Source organism: Stutzerimonas kirkiae (genome assembly GCF_004327335.1).
GTDB lineage: Bacteria > Pseudomonadota > Gammaproteobacteria > Pseudomonadales > Pseudomonadaceae > Stutzerimonas > Stutzerimonas kirkiae.
In genome coordinates this window covers 17,541-38,029 of the sequence record NZ_QJUO01000026.1, presented here as the reverse complement: position 1 = coordinate 38,029, position 20,489 = coordinate 17,541, and the positions used below count along the sequence as shown (strand labels likewise).

The window sequence follows — 20,489 nt, the reverse complement described above, 5'->3', positions numbered from 1 at the left end:
ATGAAATATGCCACTGTAGCGGCGGTGAAACCCGCGCCAGTCCGATGACTCCAATGATTACGACGGGCATGGTGGCCCTGTCGCTGCCCAGGAGATCGATATGCTGCCTCCGATTCCATCCGGTGTGATCCAGGTCACCGCCCAGCAGGATGTGCCCAAGCCGCGTCCGGATATCCCGCCGGTCGTCCCGGCGCAGCCGAGTTCGTCGGAGACTAACGTTGGCCTCGATCAGCGCAATCCGCACGAGGCGGGCGATCTGCTGCGGGAAGAGCAGCAGCGCCGACAGCGCCGCGAACGCAAGCCCGCCCAGCCGGGCGGGCTGGAGGAAGAGGGCGGCCCGCCGCTGCCAGGCGCTCCCGACGAGCCGCCGCGCCAGGGCCAGTGGGTGGATATAGAGGTTTGACGACTGTACAGAGATGCCGAGCGTGCCTGCATGAGCCATGACGAGAAACTGATCGACTTCACTGCCGAACGCGCCAGACGCATTCATGACCTGCATGACCAGCGTCTGGACGAAATGCGCCGCGCCTTCGAAAAGGCCCTGCCCCTGGGCAAGGGCAAGAAACGCGGCAAGAGCAAACCGAAGAAGCGCTGACAGATAAATGCGGCCGCAGGCTTCAGGTCGCCAAGCTTCAAGCGATACTCCTTCCCTGGATTGCACCGCGTCGCTTGCCAGATGTGTACGAGCACGCCCTGTCCGAGGTTCAAGCTGCAGGCTTGCGACTGCCAGGGCGGTCGTACTCTCACGACAAACGACCGAAAAGAGCGCTGGAGGCTGGACGAAAAACACCGACCGCCGCGCTCTTTCGTCCAGCCTCCAGCGCTTTTATCGAAGCCCCCTTCCCCATGAATCACGGCATAGCGCTATCGCCCTGTTGCAATTGCCCTTGCGACCCTCTGTCGCGATTATTTCGCCTCTATCTTCCGTTTTCTTGATTTGGATCAGCCGCGCCGGATGCGCCGTCCTGGGCTTTCCTGGGTATTGATCTGGATCAATTTTTTTCCGTCGTTCCGGGGTAATTTCTCCACATCGGATTCAGGGGCATTATTACGGAGGTCGATCATGTTTCTCGATAATGTGGTGCTCGCAGGGGTTGTCACAGTCGGTCTGATGATCGTCTTCATGGGCGGTTTAGGTTATTTCATCTGGCGGGATTCCCAGAAAAAGAAGTAATTCATCCCGCCTGATCAAGGGCACGCAAGGCATTTAGGCGACTTCGGTCGCCTTTTTTTATATGCGCCCGGCACGGGTGCAATCTTGCGGGTGGGAGCCCCATCGCGAGCTGCATACCAGTCCCAGGCCCGGTGGAGCCGCCGAAAGCCGAAAAGAGTGCTGAAGGCTGGAGCAGAAACCGAGACCTCCGCCCCATGCTGTCCAGCCTCCGCGCTCCTTTCGGCTTTTACCCGGTAGTCGCCTCGCCCAGTCGCCAGCTTCTTGTTGAAGCAGATGGGGCTCAGCGCTTTTTCAGGATCACGCTGCCGATCGAATAGCCCGCGCCGAAGGAGCTGAGCACACCGATGCTGCCGACCGGCAGGTCGTCCTGGTGTTTGTGGAAGGCGATCACCGAGCCGGCCGAGCTGGTGTTGGCGTAGGTATCGAGGATGACCGGCGCTTCATCCGCGCGGGCATCGCGCTCCAGCAGGCGGCGCACGATCAACTGGTTCATGCTCAGGTTGGCCTGGTGCAGCCAGAAGCGGCGCACCGTTTCGATGGGAATGTGGTTGTCATGCAGGTGGCTGCCGATCAGTTCGGCGACCATCGGGCAGACTTCCTTGAATACCTTGCGGCCTTCCTGCACGAAGAGTTTGTCCCGGTCGTTGGCGTGTGCCTCGTCGGCGCGGTTGAGAAAGCCGAAGTTGTTGCGGATGTTGTTGGAGAAGCGGGTGACCAGCCGGGTATCGAGCACTTCCCACTGATGGCTGGAGACGGCCAGCTCGGCGCGCTCCAGCAGGACCGCGGTGCAGGCGTCGCCGAAGATGAAGTGGCTGTCGCGATCGCGGAAGTTCATGTGCCCGGTGCAGATTTCCGGGTTGACCATGAGGATGGCGCGCGCCTGGCCGAGGTGGATCGCGTTGACGGCGTTCTGGATGCCGAAGGTGGCCGAGGAGCAGGCCACGTTCATGTCGAAGCCGAAGCCTTCGATGCCGAGTGCGGCCTGGACCTCGATGGCGATGGCAGGGTAGGCGCGCTGCAGGTTGGAGCAGGCGACGATGACGCCGTCGATGTCGCCGGCTGTCCTGCCAGCCCTGGCCAATGCTTCCTCGGCGGCCTTCAGCGACATTTCGCAGAGAATCGACCACTGCTCGTTGCTGCGCTCGGGAATGTGCGGTCGCATGCGTTGTGGATCGAGGATGCCGGCCTTGTCGATGACATGGCGGCTCTTGATGCCCGAGGCCTTTTCGATGAATGCGGCGCTGGACTCGGCCAGTGGCTGCACACTGCCGGCGGCGATGGCCTGGGCATGCTCCTCGTTGAAAGCTCGCACATAGGTGTTGAATGAGGCCACGAGTTCATCGTTGGAGATGCTGTGGGGCGGTGTGTAGAGGCCGGTGCCGCTGATGACGACGTTGTGCATGTCGATGCTCCCGATCTTTAGACGTCATTGTTTTGCCGGCCATTGTGCATGAAAAGCCGGCCAGGCCGTATCGGGGAGCGATGCTTTGCGACCGGATTGGCAATAGTGTGTCTGGCTGGCTATATGTACTGCGTTACCTCAAGGTCATCGCCCCTGTGCGAATGCCAGGTGGCGGGACGGGGCACGCGTGAATACATCCCTGTAGCTCTTCGCCGCCATCCCTGGCGGCGAAGGCCCCGTCCCGCCACCCGGCATCCGCACAGCCACCTTAAGCAGCGCCTGTAGGAAAGAGCGCGACACTGCAAGCCCTACGGATGATTCGGCACTGCGCCGGCGGCTCTTTCCATGGTCGCCTCGATATTCGCCGCGAGCCCGGCCAGCCCCGCTACGAAACCTTCGTCGGCAGGGACACCAACGAAGAGGCCCCCCTTATTGATATGTGCGACGGGTTCATGCGTGTTTCGTAGCGGGGCTGCCCGGGTTCGCGATAATACGGACAACAGAACACCGATAGCGGTGTTCTGCCAATCGCAGACTTGATTGCCAATCCAGTCGCACTGTCTGGCCCCTGAAGCAGGACATATGCCTGCCCGGGAGCGCAGGTGAGCGTTCAGGCGATCGCCCTGGGGAAGGCGCTGGAGGTCAGTGCGTGCGCTGTTCGTGCATGCGCGCCAACTGGCGCTCCAGCAGCGCCGGGTAGGGATCGAGCAGGCGCTCGACGCAGTAGGCGCCTTCCGGGTTGGCGATGGCGCGGATGCGTGCCCGGCTGCCCAGCAGGCCGTCCTTGCCGATGGCGTTTTCCAGCAGCAGCAGGTTGCGGCTGTGCAGCGACATGGCCAGCGCATCCTGTGCCGCCTGGCTGAGCAGCAGGTCGCCCTGGCTCAGGCCGTAGAGGTTTTCACCCTGGGTCAGCGCCAGTTGCAGTTGCAGGGTGATGCCGCTGTCGAGCACCTCGATCTGCAGGGCGTGGCCGAGTGCGCGCATCAGTTCGCCGCAGCACAGGGCGTGGATCAGGTATTCCTGCGGGTTGTCCTGGGCGTGGAAGACGATCAGGCTGCTGCCGTCGTTGAGGGTATGCAGGTTGCCCTGGTAGAGCGAGGCGGCCTGCTGCAGGCTGTCGCGGTAATGCTGCAGCAGGTCGGTCAGGCGCTCACGGGAGAGTCGGCGCAACTGCTCCTGGCCGCCGAGCTGGATGGCCAGTACGGCACTCTTGCCCGCTCGCGGGGCGGCGGCGGGCGCCGCCGTGGCGAAGCTGGTCAGCGGCTGGCGGCGGGCGGCCTCGAAGGGTGGGTCGTCGTCGAAGTCGTCGATCTCTTCGCTGAAGGTCGGCCCTTGTCCGCTGTCGGCATACAGGTCGATCGCGTCCGTATCGGTATCGGCAAACGGGCGGGCTGGCGGCACGGGGCTGTCGAGGATATCTTCCAGCGCCTCGTCCAGTTCGATCTCGATCTCGGGCTCGGGTTGCTCGGGGACCAGGCGTGCTTGCAGTTGGCGCGCCAGGTCGCCGATCTCGTCCCGCCGGACCGCCCCGGGCGCGTTGTCGTCCGGGTCACGTAGCCATTGGCGCAATTGCAGCAGCGGCAGTGACAGCTTGCGCCCCAGGCGCATGCTCAGGATCAGGCTGAGTGCCAGCAGGATCAGCGCCAGCAGCCCCATGCTCTGCAGGCTGATGGTCATCGGCTGCTGGAACTGGCGCATGTCCAGGCTGAGCCGCAGATGCCCGGCGATCACCTCCTGGAAGCTGATGGGTGAGGAGTAGAGCCCCGGCTCATCGCCCAGCAGGCCCTGCGCCGGACGGCTGCCGGACTCGGCGAGCAGGCGATTGTCGACGCTGTAGATGGCCGCATGGGCGACCAGCGGGTTCTTCACCAGGTTGTTCAGCAATACGTTGAGGCTGAGGATGTCATTGGCCACCAGCGACTGCGTGGCCGATGCGGCGGTCTGCGATACCAGGCTCTGGCCCAGGGCGTCGGCATGCTGTTCCATGGCGCTCCTGAACTGCATGCCCATGACCCAGGCGTAGATCGCCAGGGCCAGCGCTACCAGCAGCAGGGTATGGCTGACGATACGCAGGACCAGCGGCACACGGCGCTGGAACAGGGCGCGATAGAGCAGCAGGAAGAAATTGTCTGGTTTTACTGACGATGGCCGCTTCACAGCGCTCGGCTCTTCTCGGTGGGGAAATTGCGGGCAGTATACGAGATGCAAGACTGACTCAGAAGGTCTGGTAATCGGAAACTCAGGGCAATCGCGCTCTGCACGGCAAACAGCCGAAAACAGCGTTGGCTGGAGGCTGTACGAAAGCGCGTGGCAGCCAGTGTTTTTCGTCCAGCCTCCAGCGCTTTTATCGAAGCCCCTTCCCGGTGAATAACGGTATCGCGCGATCGCCCTGATCGGAAACTGGACGGGGAGGCTACAGGCGGCGGGCAAAAGCGAAAAAAGCGCTTGGCAGGGTTTTGGCCCCGCCTCGCACACTGACTAGGCTTGCAGCTTGCAGCTTGCAGCTTGCAGCTTGCAGCTTGCAGCTTGCAGCTGCAAAGTAGACTGCCGTAATTCAGCGACAGCCCTGCCCATGCATATTGATCTTCGCCAGTTGCGGCATTTCATCGCTCTGGTCGAGCACCGCAACTTCACCCTGGCGGCGCAGGCCGTGAATATTTCCCAGTCTGCCTTCAGCCGTAGTATCCAGGCCCTTGAACAGGGCTTCGGCGCGCGCCTGGTGGACCGCAACCGCAACCTCGAGCCGACCCGCAAGGGGCTGGTGGTGCTGGAGCATGCCCGGCGGCTGATGGGCGACGTGTACGAACTGATCAACGACGTGCAGCAGTTCAACGAGCAGGAGTCTGGCGAACTGCGCTTCGCCTGCGGCCCGGCCCCGGCGGCCTGGCTGATGCCGCGGGCGATCGGCCTGTTCACCGCGCGCCTGCCGAAGGTGCGGCTGCGCTTCCAGGTGGACAACTGGCAGGTGCTCAGCCAGCGCCTGCTGGCCGAGGAATTCGAGTTCATCGTTGCCGACTGCCGCAACTTCGAGGTCGACCCGGACTACCAGGTGCAGCCGCTCAGCCGCCATCGCTGGGGCTTCTGCTGCCGCGCCGGGCATCCGTTGGCGGCGTTCGAGGAAGTGAGTGTGGAGCAGTTGCTGAGCTACCCGATCGCTGGCACGGTGCGCCCGCCGAACCTGCGCAAGGCGCTGGTGGAACTGAGCGGCAAGCCGGATTTCCAGACCAGTATCGAGTGTGAGAACGGCTACAGCCTGATCGCCGTGGTGCAGCACTCCGATGCCATCGGCACCACCAATATCAGCGCCAGCAATCCCTACCTGGGCGAGGGCGGCTTGCGCTTGCTGAAGGTCGCCGGGCTGGATATGCAGACTGACGAGTTCTTCACCCACTACGGCATCATCAGCCGCGCCGGCTACCGGCTGTCGTACCCGGCGCAGGCGCTGATCGAAAGTTTCCTCGAAGCCGATAGCGAGTTGCAGGCGCGCGAGGCCGGGGGGGATAGCCGGTAGCTGGCGCGTCATATGGGGAATACCGGATTGGTCATTTTGTGTGGGCTGGTGCTGCTGTGGTGTTCTGTCTTTCTGCGTACACCCGCCGCAGCTGTATCTGGCTGATCTACGGGTTGCGCCCTTACGGCGCCTCACTTTTTCTTGCTTGCCCAAGAAAAAGTAAGCAAAAAGAAGGGCACCCCAACATCCGGCCCCTGCGCTTCGCTCCGGGGTTCCCTCGCTCCATCGCTGTTCCAGTGGCACGTCGCGGCATCCCTGCCGCTCAACCTCTTACACGACGATTCCACTCGGCCTCCTGACGGGGAGGTGAAGCGGGTGGCGCCTGAAATATCGAATCAAATCAATCAATCGTTTTTTACTATGCGAATCGGTTCCATTGGCGCCGCATCCTCGCCCCCGTTCCAGAAGGCTGAACGCAGGCATTGCGCAGGGCCGCGAGTGGCTGGGATGTCACGAGGGGTGTAAAGGGCCATTGATAGTCCTTGTACACCGGCCCCCGGAGCGATGCCGGAATGAATGAAGGGAACGTAGCGAAGCGGAGCTCAGGCGCCGAGGGGCGCAACCGGTGGCTCAGTCACTGCTTCTGCGGCGGGTGTACACCACAAGGGCGAACACCACCAGCCCACACAAAATGACCAACCCGGTCGCCATGCCCTTCCCTTCGACACCAGGCCCCGCCTGTGCGGAAGCGACCGGGGGCGGGTGGGGCTGCTGTGTTTTCAGGGGGCTGGCAGGCTATGCCAGGCGCAGCACCCGGAAGTGACTGATGAGCTGGCGCGACCAGACCGAGCGGAAGCCAAAGTAGCCGCCGCCGCTGGTACCCTGGTGTCGCGTTTCGAAAAACAACTGCCCATCGACCAGGAAGCGCGTGCCGATGCCATCCACCTCGATACCGATGTGGTAGCGCCGGTTGGCTTGCAACAGGTGGCCGGGGTCGCTGTATTCCCCCAGCAGCGGCCGCTCGCCAGTGCCGTCGTAGTGGCGAAAGCGCGTGGTGGTGTTGCCGTTGCCGCCCATGCCGACGTAGTACAGGTCCAGCTCGTCGTACTCCTCCAGGATGCCGTTGCGGGTGAACAGCGCGGCGCGGCGCGGGTCGCGCGCGCCCCAGAACTGGTTGAGATCGGACAGGCGGTCGTTCGGCCCGTCGCCCAGCAGCACCTGGCGCTGGAACTCGATGCGGTAGGCGCCGTCCAGCGGCTGGTCGAGCCAGACGGTGACGCCCTGCGGGCTGTCGATCAGCAACTGGCCATCGGCGACGCCGACCCGGGTGTCCGGGTGCTGGGCCTCGACTCGCCAGCGCTGGCTGGAAAACCGCTGGAAATCATCCTCGACGAGAATCTCCGGGGCGCAGGCTTCGTGGTCGAATGGCTGCGCCGTGGTCACGCGGGTGGGCATGCGATTGCTCTCTGTTATGAATGGATCGTTCAACGCGCCGGTCCCGCCAGGGCCAGCAGCGCGATGGCGGTCAGGCCCCATTGCGCGACGGCGTTGGTGGACAGGTTGGCGTCATGGGTGCTGCCGGAGCGCTGGTCGATGACGGACACCGGCTCGGCCTCGCGCACCGGGTGCAGGTAGGCCGGCACGGCTATTTCGCGCATACGCTGGTTGGGGCGGGGAATGCCGCCTTCGCCCGCGTGGAACTCGGCCCAGGCGCGCGCTTGCAGGGCCGGGTCGTGGTGCCAGTAGCCGGCGAAGGCGCTGAGGCGTGCATGGGCCTGCTTGAGATTGGTTTTCGGCAGAGGCTGGCCGAGCGCCTGGCGCTGCTGCTCGGGCGTGGCGTTGTAGAGCCGGCAGTAGTCCAGCCAGGCGCGCTCGAAAGCCGGTTCCGGCAGCAGTTGCAGCAGCTCGCCGCAGATTTCCGCCAGGCCGAACACCGCGCTCAGGTGCAGCACGTAGAGCTGCCCGCTGTCGTTGCGCTGGAAACTGCCGCTGTCGATATGCAGGTCCGCCGAGCCGCTGAAGAAACCATGGGGCTGGGCGGCGATGCTGCGCATGCCGTTCAGCAGGCGCTGGCGGATGGCGTCGTCGCCAGTGCGTTCCCACTCGGTCAGCCAGGCGGCGGCGACCGCCCCCCAGTCGATGCCGAAGAACAGGTTGACCTGTTGCGGGTCCGCCGCCGCCTGCTGGCCGATCTTGCGCGCCGGTACCACCCGTTGCAGGGTGCGCAGCGCTTCGTTCTGCGCGCGCAGCAGGTCGCCGGTGCGCTCGTCGGCGGTCAGGTAATAGAGGAAGCGCCGGTTGGCGGCGGTGGAGACGCGCAACTGCTTGGCGCTGTCGCCCCAGTGGCGCACGTTGTGGCGCGAGCCGAGGGGCGCGAACGGGCCGATGTGGTGTACGTCCACCTCGCCGGTGTGGCGGGTCATCGCCTCGGCCATGCGGAACACGTCGCGGCGCCCGCTGCGCAGGAAGTAGTACCAGAGCCAGAGGTCGGTGGAGAGCTCCGAGTTGTCCCAGGCATAGCCGCCGACATCGTAGCGCCAGACATGGCGGTCGCCGTCGTAGGTGTGCATGACGTCGCCGTAGTCCCAGAAGCCGTACCAGCGGCGTTGCTCGACCTCGTCGCGGTAGAACTCGAAGTACCAGGACAACTGGCTTTCCAGCGCCTCTTCGCCCGCCCGCCGTGGCGACCAGGCCGGGCCGAACACGCCGGCGGCGTGCAGGCGCTCGGGGCTGGCCAGCAGCAGCGGCGGCTCCTGGATGCGCTCGGCGATGGCCAGCAGGCGCTCGCTGGAGGGCGTGGCGGCGATGAACTGCAGCTCCAGTTCGCTGGTGCGGGCCACGCCCAGCGGCGAGCCGAAGCCGGGCTCGTAGTCCTCGTAGGTGATGTCCAGGGCTTCGCGCTGCTTGGCGTGGCTGTCCTGGCCGAGGCCATCGTGGTAGAAGCGCAGGTCCATCGGCTGTGCCTGTGGCGCCCATAGCCAGAGGGTGACCCTGGCCTGCTCGGTATGGGCGTCCTCGATGTCCAGTTGGCCGGGATAGCTCTGCCAGAAATTGCGGATGCCGAACACCACGCCGCCGTCCGGGGCGCCGAGGTAGCCGACGCCGGCGGCGCGTTCGCCGCTGGCGGCCTGTATCCAGCCCTGGCCGCTGGCGGTGCGCTTGGCGATGGAGAAGCCGTCCGGGTGCGCCTGCAGCAGCCGGTAGCTGCCGAAGGCGGGGATATAGCCGAGGCCGCTGGCCACCGGCTCCGCCAACGGCGGCGTGGCGCGCCCGGCCCGTTGCGCGGCGATCACGCCTTCTCCCGGATCGCGGCGCAGCCCGGACAGGCCACGCACCGCCTCGCCGAACAGGCCGCCATTGGCGCCGACGAAGCGCACATGGCGATCATGCAGCGGCGCTTGCAACGGCACTTGAAAGCTCAGGCCCAGGCCCTGGATGAAATCCTCTTGTTCGTTGCCGTCATAGACGATGCTGTGCAGCAGGCGCAGTGCGCTGGAGCCGGCGTAGGCGTACAGGCGCACGCTGAAGGGCAGCAGGCTGTGGCCGTCAGCGGCGCTGTGCACGCCGCGCAGGGCGATCACCGCGCGCACCGGGCCGTGCTGCTCGACGACGGCCTCGCGTACCTCGCTGCGGTAGTGGCGGGTTTCCTGCACCGGCTGGTCCGGATCGCCCTGCACCCGCAGCAGCAGCTCGCCACCGAGCAGGGCAGGTTGGCCCTGGCGACGGATTTCGCTGATCAACTGACTGCCCTGGCGCGGGATCACGCAGCGCAGCGGGCCGGTGTCGAGCACCAAGGCCGTGGCGCTTTCCGTGACCAGGGGCTTGCCCGCCGCAGCGGGTTGGGCCACGGGCTGCAGGATGTACTGGACATCCGTCGCGTCGTGCGCGGCGAGGGCATGGCCGCTCCATTTCAGCGAGCCGTCCGGCCAGTACGCCAGCGGCCAGCTCTGCAGGTCGAAGGCGTGCCCGTGGCTATCGCTCAGTTCGAAGCCACTGCCGGCCGCCACCTGCCCACGCGGCCAGGGCGTGCCCCAGGTGACGCCGGCAAAGGCCGCAGGCCGCTTGCCGGACAACCAGTGCAGGGCGACGCCTGTGGCGGAGGTATCCGGCGTCTGGCGCGGGCCGGCCAGCGCGGTGCCTGCCAGCAGCGGCGTGGCCAGCGCCGCAAGGCTGCCGCCCTTGACGAAGGCGCGGCGGGAAAAAGTCGGCGTGTTCATGGATGTACCTGTTTTTAGCGGCACGCTTCAAGCGGCAAGCGACAAGTCAAAAGCCCGCTGCTTTTCTCTTGCGGCTTGAAGTGTGCCGCGTGCCGCTGCCTCAAAAGTCATAGCCCAGTGTCACGCCCAGGGTACGGGGTTCGCCACGGTTGCCGTATACCTCGCCATAGCTGCCGGCGCTGAGGGTGCGGTAGTAGGTCTTGTCGAGGGCGTTGTTCAGCCATACCGAGGCGTTCCAGCGACCGTCGCCGTACTGCCCGCCGAGGCCGGCCGAGAGGTTGAGCAGGCCATAGCCGGGGATGCGCGTGTAGCGCGAGTTGTCGACCGTGCCATAGGCCCAGGAGCGATAGCTCCAGCGTGCCTGCAGGAAGGCGTCGAGGCCGTCGCCGGCGCGCCAGTCGTAGCGGCTGGTCAGGTTGTAGGTGACCTTGGGCGAGCGGAATACCTGCTCGCCGGACAGGTCGCAGGTGGCTGGCGCATTGCCCCTGAGGGTCACTTCCGCCGGGCAGCGGGCGTTGTCGAACTCCATGTAGCTGGCGTCGAGCAGGGTGCCGTCCAGGTTCAGGCTCAGGCCTTCGACGGGATACAGGCCGATGCTGGCGGCGATGCCGCGCGAGCGGATGCTGCCGGCGTTGATCAGGTAGGAGGTCTGGAATTCCTCGTCGTAGGCGTTGGTCTGGAAGTCCTTGACCCGCGACCAGAACAGCGCCACGTCGGCACTCAGGCGTTGCTCGAACCATTTGCCCTTGAGGCCCAGTTCGGCACCACGGGTGGACTCGGGCAGGATGAACAGGCTGTCCATGCCGGCGCGGTTGGCGGCACCGGAGGAAATGTTCAGGCCGCCGGCCTTCTCGCCATAGCCCAGGGTCAGGTAGCCCTGCAGCTCCGGCTGGAACCAGTAGCTGAAGTTGAGCAGGCCGGAGGGCAGGAACTTGCGCTGCACCAGGTCGCCGGAATCGAAGTCGTTGCGGTTGACCCGCACGAAGGAGCCGGCCTTGCGCTGGTGGGTGCCGCGCACGCCGGCGGTGATGTCGAATTTGTCGGTGACGTGCCAGGTGCCTTGGGTGAACAGCGAGAATATGCGTTCGTCGATCTCGCCCCAGCGCTGTACCAGCTTGCCGTTGAGGTTGCGGTTGCCGTACCAGATCGGTGCCTGGTCGTTGTCGGCGTAGTAGTCGTGGGCGTAGGTGTCGAGATTCTCGCCGAAGTAGAGGGCGCCGAGGGCGTAGTCGAAGTGCTCGCCGCGCGGTGAATCCAGGCGGATTTCCTGGGACCAGATGCGGTCGCGCACGTCGGCTCCGCTGTTGGAGTACAGCGGGATATCCAGGGTGTCGGTGGTGCTGGGCTTGTAGCCGAAATAACGGAAGGCGGTGGTCGAGCGCAGGTTGTAGCCACCCGCCAGGGCCCAGTTGGCTTCGGCGGAGACGCCACCCTGCTGCAGGCGGGTGTGGTTCTCGTCGTCGGTGTTGACACCGCCGATCACCGGGTTGGCCCCGGCAGCCCGAGCACGTTCGAGGAACAGGTCGCGGCCATTGGTCAGGTTGGTGGATTCGAGTACCGCCACCGGGGCGTTGCGCGCGTCGTTCCAGTCGGCGATCAGGCGCAGGCTGAAATCGTCGGCCGGTACCCAGAGCAACTGGCCGCGCACGCCATCCTTGATGCTGCCGCCCAGGTCATGCCCGCTGTAGCGGTTCTTGACGTAGCCGCCACGCTCGCTGTGGGAGAGGTTGATACGCCCGGCCAGGGTCTCGCTCAGCGGGCCGGAGAACATCGCCTGGGTCTGGGTATGGCCACGCTGGCCGAAGGACTGGCGGATCGAGCCTTCCGGCTCGAAGGTCGGCTTGCGCGTCTGGATGTCGATGGCGCCGCCGGTGGTGCTGTAGCCGTACAGGGTGCCCTGGGGGCCGGCCAGCACGGTGGCGTTCTCGATGTCCAGCAGGTCGTTGGAGAGCATGCCGGGACGGCTCAGGTAGACGTTGTCGAGGAACAGGCCGACGCTGCTGGGCATGCCGATGTTGATCTCGGTACCGCCGCCATCGCCGATGCCGCGGATGGTCAGGCGCGTATCGAAGGGGTCGACTACCGCCACATCCAGGCCGGGCGCCAGTTGCGGCAGGTCCTCCAGGGACTGTATGCCCTGGCGCTGCAGCTCTTCGCCAGCGATCACGGTGGCGGCGCTGGGGGTGCGCTGCGGGTCCTGCTGCTGGCGCTGGCCTTCGACACGCACGGTTTTCAGGCGTGGTGCCGTGTCGCTGGCGGTTTTCTCTTCGGTGTCCGTCGTTGCGGCGAAGCCCTGGGTCGAGGCGAGCGCGACGGCCAGGTAGATCAGTGAGGGCAGGTATTTCATGGTCTTTCCTTTCTTGCGTTCGTGTGGCGCCCGCCGCCGGTAGGGCCGGGCGGTGGGGCAGGTCAGGGTGGCGACCGCGTCGCTCAGGGGGTGGCTGTGGCGCGGGTCTGCTCGAGGAATTCAGGGGCGAGCCATTGCTGCAGGTCGATATCGCGGCGGATCAACCCGGCCTGGCGCGCGCTGGCGACGGATGCCCGCAGCTTCTCGACGAAACCCTGGTCGAGTTCCGGCGACAGCAGTTCGCTCAGGGGGGGCGCACCTTCCAGTTCGGCACGCAGCAGGCTTTGTGGGTAGCCGCTCTGGTGGGACTGCAGTTCGAGGTAGGCATCGAGATTGGCCGGGTCGCTGGCCCAGCGTGCCGCCTGGCGGTGCACGCTCAGCAGGCGCCGCAGCCAGTCCGGATGGGCTTCGGCGAAGGCGCGGGTGGCCAGCACCAGCCCGCTCAACTGGCCGGCGCCGTCGCGGGTCTGCTTGGTCGACAGCGGTAGCCGGGCGAGGCCACGCTCCGCCAGAGCCAGGGCATTGTTGCCGCCCCAGGTGGCGTCGATATGGCCGGCGGCGAGGGCGGCGCTGGCGGCGGCGAAGTCGAGGTTGATCACCCGCAGGTCGCGCTCGGAGAGCCCGGCCGTCTGCAAGGCGTCGATAAAGGACAGTTGCGCGGCGGTGCCACGGAACAGGCCGACCCGTTTACCCTTGAGATCGGCGAATGTCTCGATACTGGAGTCCGGGCGCACCGCCAGGTAGTGGTTGACGCCGCGTGCCGCCGCGGCCACCACGCGGGTATCCAGGCCACCGGACTTGCCGATGATGCTGGCCAGGTCGCCGAGGTAGGCGAGATCGACCTGGCCGTTGGCGAAGGCCTCGTTGATCAGCGGGCCGGCGCCCTTGATGAAGACCCAGCGCACCTGGATGCCGTCTTCCGCGAACTCCTGCTCCAGCAATTGCCGTGCGTAGAGCACGTCCACCAGACCGCCGCCGCTGTGGCGCGTGGTGGCGCCGATATCCGACACGGCGATGCGGATTTCGCTGGCGGCCCATGCCGGCTGGGCCATCCAGAGCGTGGCCAGCAGTGCCAGGGCGTGCCCCGCGCTGCGGAAGACTGTTCGGGCGAAGGTGCCCGGATGGAAAGGAATCATGGTGGCTCCGTCGATTCGACTGCTCGGCGGCGGCACCATCAGGCAAAAGAAACCTGAAATTAAATACTTAAAAATTATCTGCTTATTCTTTTAATGCATGAGTCAGTGTTGGCGCTGGCCGCAAGAACTATGTCGGAACAGCAAAAAAACTATGATGAAAACGCATTGGCATGGGCCTACTGCAAGCCGCTTGAATACGGCCCCCGATCCGTCCTGGCCTTTCCCTCCCGATGGCGACAAACCGCTCCCTGGCATGGCCGCTACTGCTGGCGATCAGTACCGCGCACCTGTTCAACGACATGCTGCAGGCGCTGTTGCCGATGCTCTACCCGCAGCTCCGGGAGGCCCATGGCCTGAGCTATGGGCAACTGGGGGCGGTTACCTTCGTGTTTCATCTGGTCGGTTCCGTGTGCCAGCCCCTGGTCGGTGCCTGGGGCGACCGCAGGCCGCGCACGGGCCTGCTGCCGCTGGCGATGCTGTGCAGTGGCCTGGCGCTATCGCTGCTGGCTTTCGCGCAGTCCTTCAGCGGCTTGCTGCTGGTGGCCGGGTTGCTGGGACTGGGCTCGTCGCTGTTCCACCCGGAAGGTTCGCGGTCGGCGCGCATGGTCTCTGGTGGGCGCCATGGGCTGGCGCAGTCGGTATTCCAGTTGGGCGGCAATATCGGCTCGGCCCTGGCGCCGCTGCTGATCGCATTGCTGATCTCGCCGCTGGGCCTGGGGCTGCTCGGCTGGCTGCCGCTGCTGGCGGTGGCCGGCGGCGGGCTGCTGCTCTGGTTGCGGCCACGGCTGGCGCCTTACCGGGCGGCGTGCCCGCAGGGCGGTACGCTGGCGGATGGGGGGCGGCTGCATACCGTGGCGATGCTGTTGCTGAGCGTGCTGATCCTTTCCAAGTACGTCTACCTGGCGGCGATGGCCAACTACTACAGCTTCTACCTGATCGAGCGCTTCGGGCTGAGCGCGGCCCAGGCGCAATTGCAGTTGTTCGTGTTCCTCGCCGCGGTGGCCGTGGGCACCCTGCTCGGCGGCCCGCTCAGCGACCGCTTCGGCCAGCGCCCGGTGATCCTGCTGTCGATCCTCGGCAGTTGCCCGTTCACCCTGCTGTTGCCGCAGGTCGGCCTGGAAGGGGCGATCCTGCTGTCGGTGGCCATCGGCGTGACCATGGCCTCGGCGTTCCCGATCATCATCGTCTATGCCCAGCGCCTGATGCCGCAGCGCATCGGCCTGATCGCCGGTTTCTTCTTCGGCCTGACCTTCGGCATCAGCGGTATCGCCGCCGCCGTGCTGGGGCTGCTGGCCGACTGGAAGGGCATCGTCTTCCTGTTCGAAGCCTGTGCCTACTTGCCGCTGCTGGGCATTCTGGCGCTGTGGCTGCCGCGTAGCGAGAAGGCCGTGACTCCCGGTCTGGAGGGCGTGGCCTTGGGCAGCAAGCCATAGCGGGCGCCGGACGCTTGCGCACCCTAAAGCCCGAGCGGCAACGCGGCGTGCGACGAAATGGCAACAGCCCGGGGCTTAAGCTTTCCGCAAAGACTTCCGGCAACTGCCCGGCGAACAGAATCCGTACCGCCCATCGTTTCAGCCCGGATTCCGTGGCGGCTTCCAGGCGTTGTTCCATATCTGCTGGCAAATTTCCGAATTTGAGGAATAACTGTTTGTGCAGGGTTTCCTGCAGCGCACTGGTACGTCCTTTATCGAACCCTTTTGCCTGTGCCTTGCGTTCGAATGAGCTGACGCAAGGCATAATCGTCTTCTGCTGTAACGGGTGATTCGTGCATCGTAGTAATCACCGGTTTCGCTCGGCAAGGCCACCATCCACCAGGGCCTCGATATCCGGGAACAGCAGTTGCAGGAATGGCCGGAAGAACACTTCCAGCGCTTCTTTCCAGGGAGAGTCGTGATCTTCGCTCATGGTGCATGGCTGCCCGCAGATGTTCGTTTGGCCGCCAGATTGTGGGTGAGCTGCGCTGTGCTCAAGGGATGTATGCGAAAAGCGTGAAGCCAGTCACAGCGTAATGCGCTGTTTTATGGGGCGCATCACATACTACGAGTCCGATCCAGGCACATACGTCCTTTGGACGGGTTCCGCTCTGGCGTTTGCCGCTTGCCGCTTATAAGCTCACCGCCCATGAATCGGACTCTCTATACCCTGCTGTTCCTCCTCGTGCTGCCAGTGATCCTGGGGCGGCTGTTCTGGCGTGCCAGGCGTGCGCCGGCCTATGCGCAGCGCATCGGCGAGCGTTTTGCAATCGACCTGGCGGATTTCCAGCCAGGAGGTATATGGCTGCACGCGGTGTCGGTGGGCGAAAGCATCGCCGCGGCGCCGCTGGTGCGTGAGTTGATGGCGCGTTATCCGCACCTGCCGATCACCCTGACCTGCATGACGCCGACCGGCTCCGAACGTATACGCGCATTGTTCGGCGACCAGGTGCAGCACTGTTATCTACCCTACGACCTGCCCTGGGCGGCGGCGCGCTTTCTCGACCGGGTACGGCCGAAGCTGGCGCTGGTGATGGAGACCGAGCTCTGGCCGAACCATATCCACCAGTGCCAGCGGCGCGGCATTCCGGTGGCGTTGCTCAATGCGCGGCTCTCCGAGCGTTCGGCGCGGGGCTATGCGCGCTTTGCCCGGCTGACCGCGCCGATGCTGGCCGAGTTGTCGCTGATTGCCGTGCAGACCGAGGCCGAGGCCGAGCGCTTCCGCCAGTTGGGTGCGCGGCCAGCGGCTGTCGAAGTGACAGGGTCGATCAAGTTCGACCTGCACCTCGATGCCCAGTTGTCGCCCCGTGGCGATGAACTGCGCGCGAGCTGGCAGGCCAGCGCAAGGCCGGTCTGGATCGCCGCCAGTACCCATGCCGGCGAGGACGAAATCGTGCTGGCGGCGCATCGCCGCCTGCTGGCGTATTCCCCGCAGGCCCTGCTGATCCTGGTGCCGCGCCATCCGGAGCGCTTCGACGGCGTGTACGAACTTTGCCGCCTCCAGGGGATGAACACGGTGCGCCGCTCCAGTGGGGCGCCGGTCCAGTTGCAAACCCAGGTCATGCTCGGCGACACCATGGGCGAGCTGCTGTTTCTCTATGCCCTGGCCGATATCGCGTTCGTCGGCGGCAGCCTGGTGCCCAACGGCGGGCACAACCTGCTCGAACCCGCCGCGTTGGGCAAGCCGGTGCTCAGTGGCCCGCACCTGTTCAACTTCCTGGATATTTCCGCACAGCTACGCGAAGAGGGCGCCTTGCTGGAGGTCTCCGACGATGAAAGCCTGGCCCAGGCCCTGCAGACGCTGGAGCAAGAGCCGGACCGCCGTGCGGCGATGAGCCAGGCCTGTCTGCGCGTGCTGCAACGCAACCAGGGGGCGCTGGATAGGGTGCTGGAGGCGGTTGATAGGGTGTTGGAAGGGGCCTGAAGCTGGAAGAAAAACCTTGACAGGGTTTTTTGAGCGCCTTTCACACTGATTACGCTTGCAGCTTGCAGCTTGCAGCTTGCAGCTTGCAGCTTGCAGCTTGCAGCTTGCAGCTTGCAGCTTGCAGCTTGCAGCTTGCAGCTTGCAGCTTGCAGCTTGCAGCTTGCAGCTTGCAGCTTGCAGCTAGATCAGTGCCTACGTTCGACTATATAGCTCGCCAACTCCCATAATGGCCGGGCGTGCTCGCCGAAAGGTTGCAGGGCCTGCTGCGCCTCCGTGCAGAGTTCGCGGGCATAGTCCTTGGCGGCCTGCAGGCCGAGCAGGGCCGGGTAGGTTGGTTTGTCGTGAGCCTGGTCCTTGCCCTGGGTCTTGCCGAGGGTGGCGGTGTCGCTCTCCACGTCGAGCACATCGTCCTGTACCTGGAAGGCCAGGCCGACGGCTTCGGCATAGCGGCGCAGGGCGTCGAGGCTGGCCGGATCGGCATTGCCGCTGGCCAGTGCGCCGAGGCGCACGCTGGCCTCGATCAACGCGCCGGTCTTGTGCCGGTGCATGCGCATCAGGTCTTCCTGGCCCAGTCGCTGGCCGACCGAGCCGAGGTCGATGGCTTGCCCGCCGACCATACCGGCGCCGCCCGCCGCCCGTGCCAGGGTACTGAACATGCTCAGGCGCAACGCCGGGTCGGCGGGGTTGAGGCGCGCCTCGGCCAGGGTCTCGAAGGCCAGGCTCTGCAGGCCATCGCCGGCGAGGATCGCGCAGGCTTCGTCGAATGCCTTGTGGGTGGTCGGTTGGCCACGGCGCAGGTCGTCGTCGTCCATGGCCGGCAGGTCGTCATGCACCAGCGAGTAGGCATGGATCAGTTCCACCGCGCAGGCGGCGCCATCGGCCTGGGCGCGGTCGCCGCGCAGGGCGTCGCAGGCGGCGTAGACCAGCAGCGGGCGTATACGCTTGCCGCCGTTCATCACGCTGTAGCGCATGGCCTGGTAGAGGCGTTCGAGCTGGGCCAGGGGCGGCGTGAAAAGACTGTCCAGGCAGTGGTCGACACGTTCCTGGCAGTGGCGCTGGTAGTCGCCGATCATGCCTGCGGGTCCGCGTCGAAAGGCTGCTCGCGCAGCTCGTCGCCCTGTTGCAGCAAGACTTTCACTTTCTGCTCGGCCTGGTCGAGGGCGGCCTGGCAGTCACGGGTCAGGCCGATGCCCTGTTCGAAGCAGGCGAGCGAGTCTTCCAGCGACAGCTCGCCGCTTTCCAGGCGTTCGACCAGTTGTTGCAGATCGGCAAGGGATTTTTCGAAATCGAGAGTGGCTTTCTTGCGGGCCATTGGCAAACCTGTGGTTCAAGGCGGCATTTGAAGGTGGGCGCGACATTAGCAAGAAAGGTCACAACGGGCCACCGTGGCACTTTCCTACAATTCCTCGAACTCTTCCCAGCCGCCCATTTCCTTCCAGCGGTTGACGATGCCGCAGAACAGTTCGGCGGTCTTTTCCGTGTCGTAGCGGGCCGAGTGGGCCTCGCGCCCGTCGAAGTCCACACCGGCGGCCTGGCAGGCCTTGGCCAGCACTGTCTGGCCATAGGCCAGGCCGCCGAGGGTGGCGGTATCGAAGCTGGAAAAGGGATGGAAGGGGTTGCGCTTGATATCGCAGCGGGCGATGGCCGCATTGAGAAAGCCGAGGTCGAAACTGCTGTTGTGGCCGACCAGCACGGCGCGCTTGCAGCCGTTGGATTTCACCGCCTTGCGCACGCTGCGGAAGATTTCCCCGAGCGCGTGCGCTTCGGAAACCGCCATGCGCAACGGGTGGTCGAGCTTGATGCCGGTGAATTCCAGCGCGGCTTGCTCGATATTGGCGCCGGCGAAGGGCTCCACGCGGAAGAACAGGGTTTCCTGGGGGTAGAGCAGGCCCTGCTCATCCATGCCGATAGGCACGGCGGCGATTTCCAGTAGTGCGTCGGTGGCACAGTTGAAACCACCGGTTTCCACGTCCACCACCACCGGTAGGAAACCACGGAAGCGTTGTGCCATCGGCGAGCGGGATTTCCCCGGATGCCCTTCGAATTCGTCCTCGAACTGATCGCCGCTCATGCTTGGGCCTCCAGGCGCCAGTGCAGGGTTTCGCCCGCGCGCAGCGGAATGACCTGTTGGTCGCCGAAGGGCAGGCTTTCCGGCAGCGTCCAGTCCTCGCGGCGCAGGGTGACCCGCTCGGTATTGCGTGGCAGGCCGTAGAAGTCGGGGCCATGGAAGCTGGCGAAGGCTTCCAGGCGCTCCAGTGCGTTGCGTTGTTCGAAGGCCTGGGCGTACAACTCGATGGCGCTGTACGCGGTATAGCAGCCGGCACAGCCGCAGGCGCTTTCCTTGGCGTGGCGGGTATGGGGCGCCGAGTCGGTGCCGAGGAAGAATTTCCGGTTGCCGCTGGTGGCGGCGTCGAGCAGCGCTTCCTGGTGGGTATTGCGCTTGAGCACCGGCAGGCAATAGAAGTGCGGGCGGATACCGCCGGCCAGCAGGTGGTTGCGGTTGTACAGCAGATGATGCGCGGTGATGGTGGCGCCGACATTGGCTGGCGCCTCCGTGACGAACTGTGCCGCGTCACGGGTGGTGATGTGTTCGAAGACGATCTTCAGCCCGGGGAAGCGCTGCACGACCTGGCTCAACTGTTCGTCGATGAAGTGCTTCTCGCGGTCGAAGATATCGATTTCGCTACGTGTCACTTCCCCATGCACCAGCAACGGCAGGCCGACTTCGGCCATGGCTTCGAGGGTCGGGAAGATGTTTTCCAGGCGGGTCACGCCCGATGACGAGTTGGTGGTGGCGCCTGCCGGGTAGAGCTTGGCGGCATGCACGAAGCCGCTGGCCTTGGCCTGGCGAACATCCTCGGGGCTGGTGGCGTCGGTCAGGTAGAGCACCATCAGCGGTTCGAAGCGGCTGCCCTGTGGCCGTGCGGCAAGGATGCGCTCCCGGTAGGCGGCGGCTTCGTCGCGGTTACGTACCGGCGGCAGCAGGTTGGGCATGATGATCGCGCGGGCGAACTGCCGCGCGGCATCGGCCACGGTATGGGCAAGGACCGCGCCGTCGCGCAGGTGGATATGCCAGTCGTCGGGGCGTACCAGGGTGATTCGGTCTTGCATGGGGAGTTTCCAGGCCATCGAGCGTGGGCGAATGCTACCGGAAAATGCGCCCGCAGGCTGCAAGTGGCGGCTATGCAGTGCAAAGGGCCGAAAAGAGTGCTGGAAGGCTTGAGGCAGGACGAAAGAGCGGGGCAGTTGGGTGTTTGCGTCCAGCTTTCCAGCCGCCAGCGCCCTTGTCGAAGCCACTTGCACGTGGATAACGGTATGACGCGATCGCCCTCAAGTTTCTCCCGGCGGCACCGATACTCCCAGTGA

Annotated in this window: 17 protein-coding genes; 6 read left to right on the top strand and 11 right to left on the bottom strand. The window is 65.2% G+C overall.

Annotation, left to right across the window (positions count from 1 at the left end):
• Positions 1 to 100 precede the first annotated feature (100 nt).
• From DNJ95_RS14020 to ccoM, 3 genes are all read left to right on the top strand, one after another.
• Positions 101 to 403: an aspartate-semialdehyde dehydrogenase gene (locus tag DNJ95_RS14020; protein WP_131185349.1), complete on the top strand. Its 303-nt coding sequence runs from the start codon at positions 101 to 103 to the stop codon at positions 401 to 403.
• Between the two features lie 30 nt (positions 404 to 433).
• On the top strand, positions 434 to 595 hold the full coding sequence (locus DNJ95_RS19230) for a hypothetical protein (protein WP_165491621.1): 162 nt from the start codon (positions 434 to 436) through the stop codon (positions 593 to 595).
• 468 nt (positions 596 to 1,063) lie between these two features.
• A complete protein-coding gene (gene ccoM, locus DNJ95_RS19695) occupies positions 1,064 to 1,174 on the top strand; it encodes a cytochrome c oxidase subunit CcoM (protein WP_276330887.1) in 111 nt (36 codons plus the stop codon).
• A gap of 280 nt (positions 1,175 to 1,454) precedes the next feature.
• Here ccoM and DNJ95_RS14015 read toward each other — a convergent pair whose 3' ends face one another.
• Together DNJ95_RS14015 and DNJ95_RS14010 are read right to left on the bottom strand one after the other, a co-directional pair.
• Positions 1,455 to 2,576 (bottom strand): beta-ketoacyl-ACP synthase III, encoded by a 1,122-nt coding sequence (locus DNJ95_RS14015; RefSeq protein WP_131185348.1) that lies wholly within the window; start codon positions 2,574 to 2,576, stop codon positions 1,455 to 1,457.
• 642 nt (positions 2,577 to 3,218) lie between these two features.
• Positions 3,219 to 4,733 (bottom strand): histidine kinase, encoded by a 1,515-nt coding sequence (locus DNJ95_RS14010; RefSeq protein ID WP_131185347.1) that lies wholly within the window; start codon positions 4,731 to 4,733, stop codon positions 3,219 to 3,221.
• Positions 4,734 to 5,148: 415 nt separating this feature from the next.
• On the opposite strand from DNJ95_RS14010, the gene DNJ95_RS14005 reads away from it, so the two are divergent.
• Entirely contained in the window at positions 5,149 to 6,087 is a 939-nt protein-coding gene (locus DNJ95_RS14005; RefSeq protein WP_131185346.1) for a LysR family transcriptional regulator, read from the top strand.
• A 735-nt stretch (positions 6,088 to 6,822) separates the two neighbouring features.
• Here the strand turns inward: DNJ95_RS14005 and DNJ95_RS13995 are convergent.
• From DNJ95_RS13995 to DNJ95_RS13980, 4 genes are all read right to left on the bottom strand, one after another.
• A complete protein-coding gene (locus DNJ95_RS13995; RefSeq protein WP_131185344.1) occupies positions 6,823 to 7,482 on the bottom strand; it encodes a DUF6250 domain-containing protein in 660 nt (219 codons plus the stop codon).
• Between the two features lie 29 nt (positions 7,483 to 7,511).
• Positions 7,512 to 10,244, bottom strand: coding sequence for an exo-rhamnogalacturonan lyase family protein (locus tag DNJ95_RS13990; protein WP_131185343.1), 2,733 nt, complete (start codon positions 10,242 to 10,244; stop codon positions 7,512 to 7,514).
• A gap of 100 nt (positions 10,245 to 10,344) precedes the next feature.
• On the bottom strand, positions 10,345 to 12,591 hold the full coding sequence (locus DNJ95_RS13985) for a TonB-dependent receptor (protein WP_131185342.1): 2,247 nt from the start codon (positions 12,589 to 12,591) through the stop codon (positions 10,345 to 10,347).
• A gap of 83 nt (positions 12,592 to 12,674) precedes the next feature.
• Positions 12,675 to 13,643 (bottom strand): ABC transporter substrate-binding protein, encoded by a 969-nt coding sequence (locus DNJ95_RS13980; protein WP_131185369.1) that lies wholly within the window; start codon positions 13,641 to 13,643, stop codon positions 12,675 to 12,677.
• A gap of 314 nt (positions 13,644 to 13,957) precedes the next feature.
• Here DNJ95_RS13980 and DNJ95_RS13975 point away from each other — a divergent pair, with 314 nt between their 5' ends.
• Positions 13,958 to 15,160 carry an MFS transporter gene (locus DNJ95_RS13975; protein WP_131185341.1) on the top strand — a complete coding sequence of 401 codons (1,203 nt, stop codon included), beginning with the start codon at positions 13,958 to 13,960 and terminating at the stop codon, positions 15,158 to 15,160.
• Positions 15,161 to 15,506: 346 nt separating this feature from the next.
• Here the strand turns inward: DNJ95_RS13975 and DNJ95_RS19690 are convergent, their stop codons facing one another.
• On the bottom strand, positions 15,507 to 15,632 hold the full coding sequence (locus tag DNJ95_RS19690) for a hypothetical protein (protein ID WP_276330886.1): 126 nt from the start codon (positions 15,630 to 15,632) through the stop codon (positions 15,507 to 15,509).
• A gap of 216 nt (positions 15,633 to 15,848) precedes the next feature.
• Here DNJ95_RS19690 and waaA point away from each other — a divergent pair, with 216 nt between their 5' ends.
• Positions 15,849 to 17,123: a lipid IV(A) 3-deoxy-D-manno-octulosonic acid transferase gene (waaA, locus tag DNJ95_RS13970; RefSeq protein ID WP_131185340.1), complete on the top strand. Its 1,275-nt coding sequence runs from the start codon at positions 15,849 to 15,851 to the stop codon at positions 17,121 to 17,123.
• Between the two features lie 185 nt (positions 17,124 to 17,308).
• Here waaA and ispA read toward each other — a convergent pair whose 3' ends face one another.
• From ispA to pyrC, 4 genes are all read right to left on the bottom strand, one after another.
• Entirely contained in the window at positions 17,309 to 18,196 is an 888-nt protein-coding gene (gene ispA / locus DNJ95_RS13965; RefSeq protein WP_131185339.1) for a (2E,6E)-farnesyl diphosphate synthase, read from the bottom strand.
• A complete protein-coding gene (locus DNJ95_RS13960; RefSeq protein ID WP_131185338.1) occupies positions 18,193 to 18,435 on the bottom strand; it encodes an exodeoxyribonuclease VII small subunit in 243 nt (80 codons plus the stop codon). Before DNJ95_RS13960 ends, ispA begins: the two co-directional genes overlap by 4 nt.
• Before the next feature lie 84 nt (positions 18,436 to 18,519).
• A complete protein-coding gene (gene rnt / locus DNJ95_RS13955) occupies positions 18,520 to 19,194 on the bottom strand; it encodes a ribonuclease T (RefSeq protein WP_131185337.1) in 675 nt (224 codons plus the stop codon).
• On the bottom strand, positions 19,191 to 20,234 hold the full coding sequence (gene pyrC / locus DNJ95_RS13950) for a dihydroorotase (RefSeq protein ID WP_131185336.1): 1,044 nt from the start codon (positions 20,232 to 20,234) through the stop codon (positions 19,191 to 19,193). The genes rnt and pyrC overlap by 4 nt, the downstream gene beginning before the upstream one ends.
• Positions 20,235 to 20,489: the final 255 nt, after the last annotated feature.

Coding starts and splice junctions, on each gene's coding strand:
- waaA (WP_131185340.1), top strand. CDS start 15,849: ATGAATCGGACTCTCTATACCCTGCTGTTCCTCCTCGTGCTGCCAGTG.
- DNJ95_RS19690 (WP_276330886.1), bottom strand. CDS start 15,632: ATGAGCGAAGATCACGACTCTCCCTGGAAAGAAGCGCTGGAAGTGTTC.
- DNJ95_RS14005 (WP_131185346.1), top strand. CDS start 5,149: ATGCATATTGATCTTCGCCAGTTGCGGCATTTCATCGCTCTGGTCGAG.
- DNJ95_RS13990 (WP_131185343.1), bottom strand. CDS start 10,244: ATGAACACGCCGACTTTTTCCCGCCGCGCCTTCGTCAAGGGCGGCAGC.
- DNJ95_RS13995 (WP_131185344.1), bottom strand. CDS start 7,482: ATGCCCACCCGCGTGACCACGGCGCAGCCATTCGACCACGAAGCCTGC.
- DNJ95_RS14020 (WP_131185349.1), top strand. CDS start 101: ATGCTGCCTCCGATTCCATCCGGTGTGATCCAGGTCACCGCCCAGCAG.
- DNJ95_RS13975 (WP_131185341.1), top strand. CDS start 13,958: ATGGCGACAAACCGCTCCCTGGCATGGCCGCTACTGCTGGCGATCAGT.
- ccoM (WP_276330887.1), top strand. CDS start 1,064: ATGTTTCTCGATAATGTGGTGCTCGCAGGGGTTGTCACAGTCGGTCTG.
- ispA (WP_131185339.1), bottom strand. CDS start 18,196: ATGATCGGCGACTACCAGCGCCACTGCCAGGAACGTGTCGACCACTGC.
- DNJ95_RS13960 (WP_131185338.1), bottom strand. CDS start 18,435: ATGGCCCGCAAGAAAGCCACTCTCGATTTCGAAAAATCCCTTGCCGAT.
- DNJ95_RS13980 (WP_131185369.1), bottom strand. CDS start 13,643: ATGGCCCAGCCGGCATGGGCCGCCAGCGAAATCCGCATCGCCGTGTCG.
- rnt (WP_131185337.1), bottom strand. CDS start 19,194: ATGAGCGGCGATCAGTTCGAGGACGAATTCGAAGGGCATCCGGGGAAA.
- DNJ95_RS19230 (WP_165491621.1), top strand. CDS start 434: ATGAGCCATGACGAGAAACTGATCGACTTCACTGCCGAACGCGCCAGA.
- DNJ95_RS14015 (WP_131185348.1), bottom strand. CDS start 2,576: ATGCACAACGTCGTCATCAGCGGCACCGGCCTCTACACACCGCCCCAC.
- DNJ95_RS13985 (WP_131185342.1), bottom strand. CDS start 12,591: ATGAAATACCTGCCCTCACTGATCTACCTGGCCGTCGCGCTCGCCTCG.
- pyrC (WP_131185336.1), bottom strand. CDS start 20,234: ATGCAAGACCGAATCACCCTGGTACGCCCCGACGACTGGCATATCCAC.